The following is a 13,903-nucleotide window of genomic DNA, read 5'->3' as shown; positions in this document are numbered from 1 at the left end:
GCACTCCCTCATGGCAACCTTCGAATTCCCAAGCCAACCTGCGACGGAAAAAAACCGTCGAGGTATCCAATCCGTCGAAATCGGCAGTGAGCTCCTTCTCCAGCTCGCCCGTGTCGCGCGGCCGGCGGCGCTCAGGGACCTTGCAAAGGCTGCAGGGATGACGACGGGCAAAGCGCATCCATACATGGTGAGCTTCCTCAAAGTTGGCTTTGTGTCGCAGAACGACGCAGGGCTCTACGAACTTGGCCCGCTCGCGTTGCAACTAGGGCTCACTCGACTACAGCGCTTGGACCCGGTTAAGGAAGCGTCCAAGTTGATAGAGGCGTTGGCGGAGGAAACAGGACAAAGCGTTGCGGTCGCCGTGTGGGGCAACCTTGGGCCGACTGTGGTTCGGCTTGAAGAGCCGATACAGCCGCTTCACGTCAACTTGCGAACAGGCACCGTTATGTCGCTCTACAACACGGCGACGGGAAGGCTCTTCGCGGCTTATATGCCACCAATGGTCATCGAACGGCTCGCTGGTCTCGAGCTTGCACGTGAGAGTTATGGAACCGACCTAGGCAATAAGCTTCCTAGCGAGGCACTCGAAGATGCACTTGCCGAAATACGCAAGCATGGGCTGTCGCGAGCGCGCAGTCACCCTATCCCGGGCATCGATGCGATTTGCGCGCCAGTGTTCGACTATGAAGGCCACCTGGTCCTGGGCATCCTCGTGATGGGACCCTCAGCAACCTTTGATAGCGAATGGGACGGCAAGATTGCCCAGCCACTGCGCCAGTGTGCGCAGGAAATAACGCGACGCCTCGGGCGCGACGAGGCCACGCTGGCGACGTGACCCGCCGCGGACCCTACTTTTCAGGGTTTTTTGCGCTGGGCGCCGCCGCCAGCGTCGCGGTCGACAGCACTTCGGCCGTTGTCTGGCCGGTTGCCATCGCCTTAGGTCCGCCTGTGCTTTTCTTTTCGTCTGTCAGCGAGGCGGCGTCGCTGTTTGCAAACTTGTCTGCCGTGGTGGCCGAGTCTTGGTCTTCGGGTGGCGCTTCTGCCGCCGTTGTAGACGCTGCCATCTTCGTACCTTCTAGCGCTGGGGCGGCTGGCGCAGCAGCGGTGATGTCGATGGGCGTGAAACTCGACCCGGCACCTCCGCCCCCACAAGCACACAGCGCGACCACAACGGATCCCGCAAGCGAGGTCCATGCACAAGCTCTTCCTTCACATCGCACGGCAGCTCCTTCTTCCGACGCTATGCCCCCTGATTGGCATCAATTGACGGCATATGAAAATACCAATTTGACTATTTCGCAGGATCTCACAATATCAAATCCGTTTGACTATCGCATTCCCCTATCTGGGGTCCTTGGCCTTTGGCAATTAAGGAACACCACAGAAGCGCTCCATCTTTCGGTGGCTATCATCAAGCGGAACCTGTGGGGGTAACCAACGAGAACATGGAAAAAAGTAGGCGCGGCATACAGTCGGTAGAAATCGGAAGTGCACTACTTCTCGAGTTGGCACGCCATGTCAGGCCGATGGCCCTGAAAGATTTGGCGGCGGCCGCAACTATGACTGTGGGCAAGTCACATCCCTACATGGTGAGCTTCATGAAAGTCGGGTTTGTGATGCAGACCCCGGCGGGCCAATACGAGTTGGGCCCCCTTGCGCTGCAGCTTGGGCTAACGAAACTCAGGCAAATCGGACCCGTGAGGGAGGCCTCCAAGGTCGTTAAAGAACTGGCGGTGCGAACCGGGCAAAGCGTCGCTGTCGCGGTTTGGGGAAACCTTGGCCCGACCATCGTCCGCCTTGAGGAGCCTATTCAACCCCTGCACGTCAACATGCGGGCAGGAACCGTGATGTCGTTGACGAACACGGCAACAGGGCGCCTCTTCTCAGCGTACATGCCGCCCAAGGTGATCGAGCGGCTCATCCGAACTGAGGGAGCACCGCAGAGCAACTCGGAAGACCAGACCTTCGATGCCCAAAAGTTCGACGCTCAACTGGCGGAAATTCGAAGGCATGGTCTGTCGCGCGCTCAGGGGCATCCGATACCGGGGGTTGACGCACTTTGCGGACCGGTCTTTGACGCGGCGGGCAACATTGTTCTCGGCATTTTGGTCACGGGTCCGTCGGCGACTTTCGACGGCGCGTGGGACGGGTCAGTCGCACGCCCGCTCCTTCATTGCGCGTCCGAAATCTCGCGTCGCATTGGCAGAACCAATTCGTAAGTGGTCCGTGGCCCCCACATCTTTTTAGGTTGGGTCAGAGGTCGGTGGAATCCAACAAGTGCCGACCACGAAGAGGCTCAGACGCGCTCGAAGATCGCGGCGATGCCCTGCCCGCCGCCGATGCACATCGTGACCAGCGCATAGCGGCCACCGGTGCGATGCAGCTCGGCAATCGCCTTCGTCGTGATGATTGCGCCGGTCGCACCCACCGGGTGGCCGAGCGAAATGCCCGAGCCGTTCGGATTGACCTTGGCCGGATCGAAGCCCAGCTCCTTGATGACCGCGCAGGCCTGCGCCGCAAAGGCTTCGTTCGACTCGATCACGTCGAAATCGCCGACCTTCAGGCCGGTGCGCTCCAGCACCTTGCGCGTGGCCGGCACCGGGCCGATGCCCATGTACGCGGGCTCGACACCCGCGTGCGCATAGCCGACCAGGCGCGCCAGCGGCTTGAGCCCCAGCGCCTTCACGCGCCCGCCTTCGGCCAGCACCACGGCGGCAGCGCCGTCGTTGATGCCCGAGGCGTTGCCGGCGGTGACGAGGCCGTCCTTCTTGAACGCGGGCTTCATCTTCGCGAGCGTGTCGACCGTGGTGTCGGCGCGCACGTGCTCGTCGGTGTCGAACAGCACGATGCCCTTGCGTGTCTTCACTTCGACCGGAACGATCTGCTCCTTGAAGCGGCCCGCGGCAATGGCCGCCGCCGCGCGCTGCTGGCTGGTAACGGCCAGCTCGTCCATCTGCTCGCGCGTGATGCCGTAGCGCGCTGCCACGTTCTCGGCCGTGATACCCATGTGGATCTTCTCCCATGGGTCGTGCAGGATGCCCAGCATGTAGTCGACCAGCACCGCGTCGCCCATGCGCGCACCGTAGCGCGCCGAGGTGTCGAAGTACGGGCCGCGGCTCATCGATTCCGAGCCGCCGCCGATGGCGATGTCGCAGTCGCCGAGCGCAATGGCCTGCGCCGCCGACACGATGGCCTGCAAGCCGGAGCCGCAGAGGCGGTTGACGTTGAAGGCCGGCGTCTCGATGGGGCAGCCCGCATCGATGGCGGCCACGCGGCTCAGGTACGCGTCCTTCACGTCGGTGGGAATCACGTTGCCCATCACCACATGCCCGATGGCATCGGCCGCAACGCCGCTGCGCTCGATGACGGCCTTGACGGCGGTGGTGGCCAGTTGCGTGTTGGGCACGTCCTTCAGTGCGCCCCCGAAGGTGCCGATGGCGGTGCGGGCGGTGCCGACGACGAAGATGTCACGGGGAGTCATGGATTGGAGTTTCCTGCGTTGGAGGATCAAATGAAATAGCGCCGAAAGAAGCACTCAGCGCCCCGTGAAAGACGGCGTCTTCCGATTTCTGAAGGCGTCAACGCCAATACGAAAGTCGTCGGTGGCAGCGCAGTCCCGAAAGGCGGCCGCCTCGGCGTCGAGCTGGCCGGCCAGGTCGCGGTCGCTTGAGCTGCGTATCAGCCTGCGCAGGTGACCCAATGCCAGGGTTGGGCCGCTTGCCAACCGGTGCGCCAGCGCCAACGCCTCCGCCCCCAACTCCGCGGCCGGCACCACACGACTGACCAGACCCATGCGCTCAGCGGAGTCGGCGTCGTACGTCTCGCTGAGCAGCGCAATCTCCAATGCGCGCCTCAGCCCTACCCGGCGCGGCAGAGCCCACGATGCGCCGACGTCGCAACTGGCGCCAATGTTCGCGTATGCGAGGTTGAAGCGCGTGCCGGCGGCGGCCAGCACGAAGTCCGCCTGCAGCATCAGGCTCAGTCCCGCGCCGGCCGCCACGCCATGGACCTGGGCGACAAGCGGGGCGTCCATGGCGTCCAGCACACGTACGGCCTCGTGCAGGGGATCGATCAGCTCCGCTGCGCCGCGCTGCGGGTCGGCGCTGAGCACGGCTAAGTCGCCGCCAGCCATGAAGCCGCTCCCAGCGCCGCGCATGATCACGGCGCGCACGCTCGGGTCAGCGGCCAATTCGCGCACAACGGAGAGAAACGCGCGCGCCATGGGAGGATCGATGGCGTTGAGGGCCGATGGCCGATTGAAGCAGATGGAGGCCACAGCGCCGTCGCGCTCGAGCAGCAGGGGAAGATCAGTGGTCATGAAGAGCTCTCGGTTCTGAGAAGGCGCCGTACTCCTGGAAAAACACAGTACTGCCGGAGTACGCTGCCAGCAGTACCCTCCGACCAGGCACCCGATTGAATAGCCGGGCCTTCGTTGATGTTTTTATGCCGCGTCGCGCCGCACCGTCGTCTCAAAACTGGCGACAGCGTCCGTGCCGGACAGCTCTTGCCGATCCCGCATGCTCGGCACCACCGTCTTCTCCAGCACGATTGGATTGCGGATTCCGAATCCGTCGCCGAGAGTTTGAATGGCGCCAACTTCCTGTGTCAGCTTGTCCACCGTCACCGAGGCATAGTCCTTCACAAGCCCCGCGAGCAGGCCGTGCGCCTGCAAGAGCGCGGCCCATTCTGTGGCACTTCGCGCAGCCAGTTTGTTCTCGATGGCGGCTGTCATCGCCGCGCGATTGACAACCTTCAGCGCACCCGTCAAGAAACGAGGATCGTCAAGCAGTTCCGGCGCTTCGATCAAGACAACGAATTTCTTCCAGTGGGCATCGATATAGGCGGAGACGACGACCTCTCCGTCCGCGCAACGGAATGAATCCGCCGGCGCGGACAGTGGCGCACTGTTGCCGCTTCGTTCAGATTGGATGCCTGTCATCAAGTACTCAACGATCGGACCGGTCTGCAGGTGCAGCGCCACGTCGTACAAGCTGACGCGCACCACTTCCCCACGGCCGGTACGCTCGCGACGCAACAGTGCAGCCAGAATCCCATGACACAGAGCATGCCCGCACGCCGCGTCTACCACCGTGAAGCCGACCTTCGTGGCGGGCTGCCCAGGAAATCCAGTGGTGGACATCATGCCGCTTTCCGCTTGAACGATCATGTCGACTCCGCCGAGTTTGGATCCGATGTCACCGCGACCGAAACCGGAGACGGATGCATAGACGAGCCTGGGATTTCTGGCGAGCAGTGTCTCAGCCGCCAGACCCAGACGCTCCATGACGCCTGGGCGCGCGGACTCGATAAAAACGTCAGCCTCCTCAACAAGCCGAAGAATCTGCTCGCGGCCAGCTTCGGTTCGAATATCGACCTGTGCGATCCGCTTGCCGCGGTTGTAGCCGACAAAGACCGGTGATTCGGCCAACGAGACCGCGGCCGCGGAACGCAGTTTTCGGCACATGTCGCCAGATGGTGGCTCTAGCTTAAGGACATCGGCCCCGTAATCGGCAAGCAACAGGGCTGCGGACGGCCCAGCGATCATCTGTGCAAGCTCGACTACTCGGAACCCCTCAAGCGGTCGCTGCTCGCTCCCATCTTGAAGTCCCGTACGATGCGGCGACATTGCCGAGGGTAAATCGCTCATCAGCGTACCCGCAATGTGCCGTGATACTGGACGTCATCCAGACGAATTTGTTGGCGCATACTCTTACAGACTAATCGCGCCATCGTGTGCATGACCGATCCCACTAAAAATGAAAGCAACCCTGAATTGCGCATCAGTCGCCTTTTTGTCGGGATAAAAAGTTTAAAAATCTCTGCACGCGCAACTCCACAAAATAATCAGCCGTTTCGACGCTAGAAAGCGAGTGCAGGTCAGCCAGCTCTCGCCGGGGTCACTCGATAATAGTTCCGGACTTTTTAATGATTGGACCCCATTTATCGATTTCCGTTTTCACAAACTTGCGAAAATCCTCAGCATTCAGTCTATTGGAAGCGCCTCCAAGCCTTACGATTTGGGCTGCTACGTTCGGATCGGTCAAAATCTCGGAGACTGTTGAAGACAGTTTTTGAACCACCGCAACGGGCGTCCCTTTTGGCGCCATTAGACCCTGCCAGGAATAGGCTTCGAATCCGGGAAATCCGAGTTCAGCTACTGTTGGAGTGTCAGGAAGCGCCGGTGCCCGTGCTGGGCTCGTCACCGCCAAAGCCCTAAGTTTCCCGCCCGTAATATGCGGCAAAGCTGACGGCAAATTGTCGAAGATTGAATCTACTTGCCCTCCCATGATGTCTGTTATGGCCGGCGCGCTTCCGGGGTATGGCACGTGCAGCATGTTGACTTTTGCCATTGTCTTAAACAACTCACCCGCTAGGTGAGTGGAAGAGCCGCTACTTGCGGAAGCAAAAGTCAACTTACCAGGATTTTTTCGAGCGAAATTCAGATAATCGTCAAACGTTTTGAACGGCGAAGACGATGAGACGACCAATACATTCGGAACAATTGCAATACCGGAAATTGGAACGAAGTCTTTCTGGATATCAAACGAAAGACTTCGGTAGGCGGTGACATTCGTCGCATTTGATACGGTTGCCAACAGTAATGTGTATCCATCGGGAGCCGCGCGTGCCACCGATGCCGTGCCGATGTTGCTTGTGGCTCCTGGACGGTTGTCAACAGCAAAAGATTGTCCTAGGCGAGCAGACAATTCCTTCGCTGTGAGTCGACCGATCATGTCAGTGGTCCCACCGGCAGGAAATCCCACAACAAGACGCACCGGTCGGTTTGGATAATCGTCTTGCGCAAATGAAGGCAGAACATGCCACGCCGAGACGCCACCAGCAACCGATAGAAATTTTCTTCTGGCAATCATCAATGTCTCCATCAAGCCTCAGACTATTCCGGAGCAAGGCATATGAGCAAACCTGGTCGTCCACATTGTGATAAGTTCGCGCTTGCTCTGACCACATTCACTCCTGTTAGCGCTAGGCGCAGATGAAGCTGGTCACGCGGCTGCAGCCTGCCTTCGCAGCCGGCGCCTTAATCTCGATATACGGCGCGCCAGCTGCGCGCCGCTGATGCTTGGCTTGCCACGAATCAGCATCCTGGGCTTGGCGCAGCGGCTCATGGAACGCCATGGCTTGGTCGGCTGCCCTGTCTATCCCCGAAAGCCACAACTTCTGATCGTTCAACCGATGCCGTACATCTCCGTGCCCCTGCTGACGCACCCTCGAAAGGGCCGCAGGTGGGCGTTGCCGCCGGCGGCTGCGTCACTTCGAACCTCAGGTGCAACCTCGCACCAGGAGATGGTGCTCGCGCTGTGAGCTCCGGCCGTCCGCGCATTGCGCGCGGACGGTGGGTCGGACAGCAACGCCCCGACATAGCGAGGAGCAAGCCGTTCGGGACACCTTTGTCCGTGACGCGCTCCTTGACTTCGCTGCAGGCGACCGCGTCCGGCTTTGGAACGCAGTGACCGCGGAACCCAGCTCGCAGGCATCGGCAATCCACCCTGCGACCCCACCGCCCATGCGACCGAGGTCCTGCTCACCGTCGCAGGCATCGAACGGACAGACCAAGTCAAGGCAGAGCGCCGTCTGGTCCGCACCGACAATCGTCCCGAGTTCGCCGGTCGAACGATGCAGACCTGGGCCGCTATCAACGGCGTCATCCAGGCCGGCAAGCCGGTGCAGAACGCCTACCTCAGGCGCTCTTGATTTGCGCAGGATCGAACGGTAGCAAGCGCAGCCGCTTGCCAGTGGCCGCGAAGATCGCGTTGGCCACTGCCGGCGCGATCGGCGGCGTGCCGGGCTCGCCGATGCCGCCGGGCGCCTCGCGGCTCGCAACCATGTGCACCTCGACCTTCGGTGTCTCGTTCATGCGCAACACCGGGTAGTCGTGGAAGTTGCTCTGCTCGACGCGGCCGTCCTTGAAGCTGATCCTCCCATACAACGCGGCCGACAGGCCGTAGACGATCGCGCTCTCGATCTGGCGGGCGATCGTCTGCGGGTTGACCGTCATTCCGCAGTCCACGGCGGCGACGACGCGGTGCACCTTCGGCGCTCCGTCGGCTGCCACCGACACCTCGGCGACTTCGGCGACGTAGCTGCCGAAGCTCTGCGCCACCGCGATGCCGCGGAAGACGCCGGCCGGCAGCGGCTGGCCCCAGCCGGCCTTCTCGGCGGCGAGCTCGAGCACGCCCCTGTAGCGCGGTTGCTGGGTGAGCATCGCGCGGCGGAACTCAAATGGGTCCTTCTTCGCCGCGGCGGCGACCTCATCGATGAAGCTCTCGATGAAGAAGATGTTCTGCGAGTGCCCGACCGAGCGCCAGAACCAGACCTGCGGCCCGGGCTCCCTGCGGCCGTAGGTGAGGCGCTGGTGGTCGATGTCGTACGGATGGTCCGCGATGCCTTCCATCGCGAAGCTGTCGACGCCGTTGTCCGGAATCTTCATGAAGCCCGACGCGGCCATGATCGACGGCGAGCCGACGCCGCACTTGAGCATCGTCACGCGGCCGTTGGCATCGACCGCGCCTTCGAACTTCGCCACTGACGCCGGGCGGTAGTATCCGGCGGCCATGTCGTCCTCGCGTGAGTAGATCAGCTTGACCGGTGCGCCGGAGAGCTTAGACAGCAGCACCGCATCGATCAGGAAGTCAGGCGCGAAGCGCCGGCCGAAGCCGCCGCCCAGCAGCAGCGTATTGACCTTGACCTTGGCCGGCGTAACCTGGGCGACCTGCGACAGGATGCCCTGCGCCGGACCCTCGCTCTGCGTGCCGGCCCAGACCTCGACCTCGTCGCCCTTGACCCAGGCGGTGGCGTTCATCGGCTCCATGCAGGCGTGCGCGAGGTAAGGCACCTCGTACTGCGCTTCGACCTTCAGCGCGGCGTTCGCGGCGCCATCCTTCGGATTGCCGCCCTCGCGCGTGATCGCATCGGCGCGCCCGGCGCCCTCGGCGAGGATTTCGCTCACCTTCGCTGACGTCAACGACGCACTTGAGCCCAAGTCCCAGTCGATCTGCAGCGCGTCGCGGCCCTTCTTCGCGGCCCAGTAGCCGGTGGCGAGCACCGCGACGCCGGTCGGGATCGTGAGCACGCTCTTCACGCCCTTGACGGCTTTGGCCTTGCTGTCGTCCACGCGCGCCGGCTTCGCGCCCGGCTGCGGCGCACGTGCCATCACCGCGACGAGCAAGCCTGGCACGTGCGCGTCGATGCCGAACTTCGCGCTGCCGTTCACCTTGCCCGGCGTGTCAAGGCGGCGCATCGGCTTGCCGAGCAGGCGGAAGTCCTTCGGGTCCTTCAGGACCGGCTTTTCGGGCACCGGCACCTTCGCCGCCGCCTCGACGAGTGCACCATAGCTGAGCTTCTGGCCGCTCGGGTGGATTACGTGGCTCGCTTCAGTGCGGCATTCATCGACCGGCACCTTCCATTGCGCCGCGGCCGCGGCCACGAGCATCTGGCGCGCCGCCGCGCCGGCCCGCCGCAGCGGCTCCCAGTGGGCGCGTACGGTTGTCGAACCGCCGGTGGCCTGTATGCCGAAGGCCGGGTTGGTGTAGGCCTTGTCGATCGGTGCCCGCTCGACACTGACGAGCTTCCAGTCGGCGTCGAGTTCCTCGGCGAGCATCATCGGGATCGCGGTGAGCACGCCTTGACCCATCTCGGCCGAGGCGCAGATGACCTTGACGCGGTTGTCCGGCGTAATGCGCACCCAGGCGTTCGGCGCGAAGGTTGCGCCCGGCGCCGCGGCGAGTGCACGCCCGGCGGCCAGCGGCAGAGCGAAGCCGATTGACAGCGCCGAGCCGGTCTTGAGGAAGCCGCGGCGGGAGGTTTGCAGCACGTCCATCTCAAGCCCCCTTCGTCAGCGCTGCCGACGCATCCTTGATCGCCGCGCGGATCTGGTTGTAGGTGCCGCAGCGGCAGAGGTTGCCGCTCATCGCGCCGACGATCTCGGCGTCGTCCGGCGCCTTGTTGGACTGCAGCAGCGCGCACGCGCTCATGATCTGGCCGGACTGGCAGTAGCCACACTGCGGCACATCCTGCTTCAGCCACGCGGCCTGCACCGCGCGCCCACTGGAGGTCTGACCGACGCCCTCGATCGTCGTAATCTTCTTGTTGCCGACCACCGAGATCGGCGTCTGGCATGCGCGCACCGCCTGGCCGTCCAGGTGCACGGTGCAGGCACCGCACAGCGCCAAGCCGCAGCCGAACTTCGTGCCGGTCAGCTGCAGGTTCTCGCGCAGCACCCACAGCAGCGGGGTGTCCGGCTCGGCGTCGACACTGCGCGCTCGGCCGTTGACGTTCAAGGTGATCATCGACATTCCTCCGCGCCTCTGACGAGGCTTTGTTAAAAAAGCGAGTGGGTTGCCATGGACGAGGGTCACCCGCCTGGCGTGGCGAAGTCGCGCAGCGTCAGCGACGACCGCACGACCGGTTCGACCGGACGAATCCACGTGGCCCGCTGCCGCTCGGCCAACTGGGCGGCATGCAACGACGAGACCTCTTGCGCGATGGCAGCACTGACCGCACCCATCAACTCGGCGTCCGAACTTCGCGCCAGCACACCGATATTGATCTTTACCGGGTGCTCGAAGCCGGTCGGCGCCAGCCTGGTCGTGGGATGAAGGCTGCGGTAGCGGTCCCACAGTGCGACATCGACGAGCGCGTGATCCGCATCGCCCGCCTCGACTGCCGCCAGCAAGTCCTCGCGAACGTTGAATCCCTTCATCGAGGAGCTCAGGATGCCGCCGCGCCACGCACCGAGAGCGAGCGACGCCATGGAACCGGCGCGAACGGCCACCGTGTGGCCTTGAAGCGCGTCGAGCGTACTGACCGACGGAGCGCCTCGACCGATCAGCACCATCGCTGTCGCACGGTAGGGGCCGCCGCCGACCACCGGAACCAGGGCCTGGTAGGGACGCTGGCGTAGTGGTTTGGCGCCAGGATAGTCGGGCGTCCGCGCCCTTTCCGCGATCATCGTGGCGAGGTGAGGTTCGTAGAGCGGAATTCCCGCGACTAGGTCACAAGCGCCCGCAGCAAGCAGGGCGCGCGCATCCAGGGAAAGGTTCCCTTCCTTGTCGTAGCGGCCCTCGAACCAGACCAGTTCGAGGCCGCGGCCGATGCGCTCCGCCACTGCCCGCATCATCGCCACGTCGAACCCTCTCGCCTGCCCGTTGTCGACGGCGGAATAGGGCTCGCTGTCTTCGGCCATGCACAGTCGCAGGGGCTCCGTCCCGGCCGCCCCACTGGCGTTCATGGCGAACGCGCCCAGCCACGCTGCACAGAGAGCGCGCATCAAAGCTTGCCCCCCGTCTGCACGTAGACCCAGATCAACTTGATCTGGTCCTCCGTCAACGAGTTCTTCCAAGGCGGCATCGCACCCTTACCCTCCTTCACTGAGTGAAAGAACCGGTCCGAGTCCTCCTTCGGGAACTTGCGAAGGTCGAACGACACCGTGCCCGGGTTCACCATGTTGAAGCCGTGGCAGTGCGAGCAGTTCTTGGTGTAGAGGCTGCGGCCAGCGTGGGCCGCCTCCAGATCGAGTGTCGGTGGCGCCGCGGGGTTGGCTTGGGCGTTGGCTTGTGTGACCTGTGCCCACAGGCCGATGACCGCCAGCACGGCCGCGGTGGCAGACAGCGTCATCGAACACCTCATTGCTGCACACCGAATGTCCACACGGCACCACCTGCCGGAACGCTGGCCAGGCGCTCGTCACCGGAGAAGAGCGGATACAGCCCTCCGATGCCCGAAAGCGCCGTCACGTATTGCCTGCCCTTGTGGGTCCACGTGATTGGCTGGCCCATCGAGGCCGAGCCCGTGCGGTAAGACCAGAGCAACTTCCCGGTGCTGGCATCGCGTGCCTCGAACTCGCCCGTCATGGTGCCCGTGAAGACCAGGCCGCCGTCGGTGGTCAGCACGCCGGAGTAGCTCGGGATGTCGCGCGGAATCGACCACTTCTCCTTGCCGGTCACGGGATCGATGGCCTTCAGAAAGCCACGCGGACCGTCGGGGTAGGTGAAGCCAGTGAATTCGATCGCCAGGAACAACTCGCCCTGCTTGTATTCGGGTGTGACGGTCTTGTACGGCATACCCGCATGGATGGCGTTCAGGTAGACCCAGCCCGTCTTCGGGCTGAACGACATCGGCGGCCAATTCTTCGCGCCCAGCGCGCCGGGCCAGACCTCGGTCTTCTCGCCATTGCGCGCCTTGGCGGTCACCTCGGTTTCGATCGGGCGGCCGCTCTTCAGGTCGATGCCCGTGGCCCAGTTGACCCTGGGCACGAATGTGTTGGCCGCCAGCACCTTTCCGTTGGTGCGGTCGAGCACGTAGAGGAAGCCGTTACGGTTGGCGTGCAGGATGACTTTCCTGATCTCACCGTTCACCTTAAGGTTGGCCAGGACCATCTCATTGACGCTGTCATAGTCGAAGGCGTCGTTCGGATTGAACTGGTAATGCCAAACGATCTCGCCAGTCTTCGGACGCAACGCGAGCACCGAGGCCGTGTACAGGTTGTCTCCCATGCGCACGGCTGCGTTCCACGGGCCGGCGTTGCCGGTGCCCCAGAAGACCAGGTCCTGTTCGGCGTCATAGCTGCCCGTCAACCAGGTCGAGCCACCGCCTTTCAGGTAAGTGTCACCAGGCCAGGTTTCCCCGCCCTTCGTGTCGGGGGCGGCCGTCGTGTGGCGGCGCCACACCTCCTTGCCCGTGCTGGGGTCGATGCCGACAATGAAGCCGCGCGTCCCGTACTCGGCACCGGACATGCCCGAGATCAGCAGGCCGTTGACGACGAGCGGCGCGCTCGTCACCGAATAGCCTTCCTTGTAGTCGGCGAGCCTCGTCTTCCACAACTGCTTGCCGCTCTTCGCGTCCAGCGCTTGCAAGTGGGCATCCAGCGTGCCGCGAAAGATCTTGCCCTCGAAGATGGCCACGCCACGGTTGACCAGGCCGCAGCAGACAAACTTGGGAACGTCTGCCGCGAAGTCCAGTCCTGTCTTCCAGAGTTGCTTGCCCGTCAGCGCGTCGATCGCGACCGTCGCGTCATGCGTCGGCACATACAGCACGCCGTCGTGCACGATCGGCATTGCCTCCTGGCCGAGGTTGTTGCCCAGACTCTGCGTCCACACCGGCACGAGCTTGCGCGCGTTCCGCGTATTGATCTGGGACAGCGGGCTGTGACGCTGCGCCGAGTAGCCCATGCCGTGAACGAGCACGTTGTCGGTGGTCTTGCCGTCAGCCAGCAGGTCTGCGGACGATTGCGCCATCGCCAGCGTCGCAAGCGAGAGTGCCCACAGCGCAGCGAGTCGCGGGAAATGTCTGTTCATGCTACCTCCAGGGTTGGTGTTGTCTTGAGAGAAAAGACCTCTTCCAGTGCCGCTGCCCTGCCGAGCAAATCCCTGTTCCATTGGTGCAGGCGAGCATCCACCCTGCATCATTTGCATTCGCCAACATGGTTCGTCAACACAGCTATATTACTTAGTATGCTGCGTGAGCAAGAATCCGTCAATCGGATTTGAAGGGCCACGATGCAAGACTTGTCGCCGACAACGGACTCAGTGAGGACTGCCTGAACCTGAACGTCTCGGCACCCGAAGACGCCGGCGACGAACCGCTTCCCGTGATCGTCTATATCTTCGGCGGCGGCTTCGAACTCGGCGCGAACACCCGGCCTTGAAACTGCCAAGCAGTTCCTCGCCGAAGGCGCGCGTGTCATCGTCACCGGCGTCAATCCGGATTCCCTCGCCAAGGCCCAGGCGGAGTTGGGTAGCGAAGTTCTGGTGCTGCGCGCCGATTCAGCCAACGTGGCTGCGCAGAAGGAGTTGGCGCAAGCCGTCCAGGCTCACTATGGTCAGCTCGACATCGCCTTCCTCAACGCTGGCGTATCCGTTTGGATGCCGATCGAAGAGTGGACGGA

General features: G+C 63.1%; 15 protein-coding genes. 6 read left to right on the top strand and 9 right to left on the bottom strand.

Translation table 11 applies throughout. From position 1 onward, the window contains the following. The first annotated feature begins 10 nt into the window (after window positions 1-10). Genes AC1DSC_RS18755 through AC1DSC_RS18745 form a run of 3 tightly spaced genes read left to right on the top strand, consistent with a single transcriptional unit; the run spans window position 11 to window position 2,219 of the window. Window positions 11-835: an IclR family transcriptional regulator gene (locus tag AC1DSC_RS18755; RefSeq protein ID WP_478131857.1), complete on the top strand. Its 825-nt coding sequence runs from the start codon at window positions 11-13 to the stop codon at window positions 833-835. Next, the gene (locus tag AC1DSC_RS18750; protein ID WP_478131856.1) at window positions 832-1,434 is read left to right on the top strand and encodes a hypothetical protein; all 603 of its coding nucleotides are present in this window, start codon (window positions 832-834) and stop codon (window positions 1,432-1,434) included. The genes AC1DSC_RS18755 and AC1DSC_RS18750 overlap by 4 nt, the downstream gene beginning before the upstream one ends. Window positions 1,435-1,445: 11 nt before the next feature. Then, window positions 1,446-2,219 (top strand): IclR family transcriptional regulator, encoded by a 774-nt coding sequence (locus tag AC1DSC_RS18745; RefSeq protein WP_478131855.1) that lies wholly within the window; start codon window positions 1,446-1,448, stop codon window positions 2,217-2,219. A 77-nt stretch (window positions 2,220-2,296) separates the two neighbouring features. Here AC1DSC_RS18745 and AC1DSC_RS18740 read toward each other — a convergent pair whose 3' ends face one another. The 4 genes from AC1DSC_RS18740 to AC1DSC_RS18725 form a co-directional block, all read right to left on the bottom strand. After that, entirely contained in the window at window positions 2,297-3,481 is a 1,185-nt protein-coding gene (locus tag AC1DSC_RS18740; protein ID WP_478131854.1) for an acetyl-CoA C-acyltransferase family protein, read from the bottom strand. Between the two features lie 54 nt (window positions 3,482-3,535). Beyond that, window positions 3,536-4,318: an enoyl-CoA hydratase/isomerase family protein gene (locus AC1DSC_RS18735; RefSeq protein ID WP_478131853.1), complete on the bottom strand. Its 783-nt coding sequence runs from the start codon at window positions 4,316-4,318 to the stop codon at window positions 3,536-3,538. Between the two features lie 123 nt (window positions 4,319-4,441). Next, a complete protein-coding gene (locus AC1DSC_RS18730) occupies window positions 4,442-5,647 on the bottom strand; it encodes a CaiB/BaiF CoA transferase family protein (protein ID WP_478131852.1) in 1,206 nt (401 codons plus the stop codon). A gap of 250 nt (window positions 5,648-5,897) precedes the next feature. Then, window positions 5,898-6,872, bottom strand: coding sequence for a Bug family tripartite tricarboxylate transporter substrate binding protein (locus AC1DSC_RS18725; protein ID WP_478131851.1), 975 nt, complete (start codon window positions 6,870-6,872; stop codon window positions 5,898-5,900). 586 nt (window positions 6,873-7,458) lie between these two features. On the opposite strand from AC1DSC_RS18725, the gene AC1DSC_RS18720 reads away from it, so the two are divergent. Next, window positions 7,459-7,713 carry a hypothetical protein gene (locus tag AC1DSC_RS18720; protein ID WP_478131850.1) on the top strand — a complete coding sequence of 85 codons (255 nt, stop codon included), beginning with the start codon at window positions 7,459-7,461 and terminating at the stop codon, window positions 7,711-7,713. Here the strand turns inward: AC1DSC_RS18720 and AC1DSC_RS18715 are convergent. The 5 genes from AC1DSC_RS18715 to AC1DSC_RS18695 form a co-directional block, all read right to left on the bottom strand. Then, window positions 7,700-9,838, bottom strand: coding sequence for a xanthine dehydrogenase family protein molybdopterin-binding subunit (locus AC1DSC_RS18715; RefSeq protein ID WP_478131849.1), 2,139 nt, complete (start codon window positions 9,836-9,838; stop codon window positions 7,700-7,702). The genes AC1DSC_RS18720 and AC1DSC_RS18715 overlap by 14 nt on opposite strands. Before the next feature lies 1 nt (window position 9,839). After that, the gene (locus AC1DSC_RS18710) at window positions 9,840-10,307 is read right to left on the bottom strand and encodes a (2Fe-2S)-binding protein (protein ID WP_478079747.1); all 468 of its coding nucleotides are present in this window, start codon (window positions 10,305-10,307) and stop codon (window positions 9,840-9,842) included. Between the two features lie 65 nt (window positions 10,308-10,372). Beyond that, complete coding sequence (locus tag AC1DSC_RS18705) at window positions 10,373-11,203, bottom strand: substrate-binding periplasmic protein (RefSeq protein ID WP_478131848.1); 831 nt, start codon at window positions 11,201-11,203, stop codon at window positions 10,373-10,375. Window positions 11,204-11,286: 83 nt separating this feature from the next. After that, window positions 11,287-11,634 carry a c-type cytochrome gene (locus tag AC1DSC_RS18700; protein WP_478079745.1) on the bottom strand — a complete coding sequence of 116 codons (348 nt, stop codon included), beginning with the start codon at window positions 11,632-11,634 and terminating at the stop codon, window positions 11,287-11,289. Between the two features lie 8 nt (window positions 11,635-11,642). Continuing rightward, a complete protein-coding gene (locus AC1DSC_RS18695; protein WP_478131847.1) occupies window positions 11,643-13,313 on the bottom strand; it encodes a PQQ-dependent dehydrogenase, methanol/ethanol family in 1,671 nt (556 codons plus the stop codon). 188 nt (window positions 13,314-13,501) lie between these two features. On the opposite strand from AC1DSC_RS18695, the gene AC1DSC_RS18690 reads away from it, so the two are divergent. Together AC1DSC_RS18690 and AC1DSC_RS18685 are read left to right on the top strand one after the other, a co-directional pair. Then, window positions 13,502-13,663, top strand: coding sequence for a carboxylesterase family protein (locus AC1DSC_RS18690; RefSeq protein ID WP_478084644.1), 162 nt, complete (start codon window positions 13,502-13,504; stop codon window positions 13,661-13,663). Then, window positions 13,617-13,903, top strand: a 287-nt coding sequence (locus AC1DSC_RS18685) for an SDR family NAD(P)-dependent oxidoreductase (RefSeq protein WP_478131911.1), incomplete at its 3' end; no start/stop codon positions are given. The genes AC1DSC_RS18690 and AC1DSC_RS18685, both read left to right, overlap by 47 nt.

The organism is Variovorax sp. 01N425, from assembly GCF_056399465.1.
The sequence above is the reverse complement of the archived record's forward strand: the minus strand, read 5'-3'. Positions and strand labels throughout refer to the sequence as shown.

Excerpts from the sequence above, each read along its gene's own strand:
- AC1DSC_RS18705 (WP_478131848.1), bottom strand. The coding sequence starts at position 11,203 with ATGGCCGAAGACAGCGAGCCCTATTCCGCCGTCGACAACGGGCAGGCG.
- AC1DSC_RS18710 (WP_478079747.1), bottom strand. The coding sequence starts at position 10,307 with ATGATCACCTTGAACGTCAACGGCCGAGCGCGCAGTGTCGACGCCGAG.
- AC1DSC_RS18725 (WP_478131851.1), bottom strand. The coding sequence starts at position 6,872 with ATGATTGCCAGAAGAAAATTTCTATCGGTTGCTGGTGGCGTCTCGGCG.
- AC1DSC_RS18755 (WP_478131857.1), top strand. The coding sequence starts at position 11 with ATGGCAACCTTCGAATTCCCAAGCCAACCTGCGACGGAAAAAAACCGT.
- AC1DSC_RS18730 (WP_478131852.1), bottom strand. The coding sequence starts at position 5,647 with ATGAGCGATTTACCCTCGGCAATGTCGCCGCATCGTACGGGACTTCAA.
- AC1DSC_RS18735 (WP_478131853.1), bottom strand. The coding sequence starts at position 4,318 with ATGACCACTGATCTTCCCCTGCTGCTCGAGCGCGACGGCGCTGTGGCC.
- AC1DSC_RS18715 (WP_478131849.1), bottom strand. The coding sequence starts at position 9,838 with ATGGACGTGCTGCAAACCTCCCGCCGCGGCTTCCTCAAGACCGGCTCG.
- AC1DSC_RS18745 (WP_478131855.1), top strand. The coding sequence starts at position 1,446 with ATGGAAAAAAGTAGGCGCGGCATACAGTCGGTAGAAATCGGAAGTGCA.
- AC1DSC_RS18695 (WP_478131847.1), bottom strand. The coding sequence starts at position 13,313 with ATGAACAGACATTTCCCGCGACTCGCTGCGCTGTGGGCACTCTCGCTT.
- AC1DSC_RS18700 (WP_478079745.1), bottom strand. The coding sequence starts at position 11,634 with ATGACGCTGTCTGCCACCGCGGCCGTGCTGGCGGTCATCGGCCTGTGG.
- AC1DSC_RS18740 (WP_478131854.1), bottom strand. The coding sequence starts at position 3,481 with ATGACTCCCCGTGACATCTTCGTCGTCGGCACCGCCCGCACCGCCATC.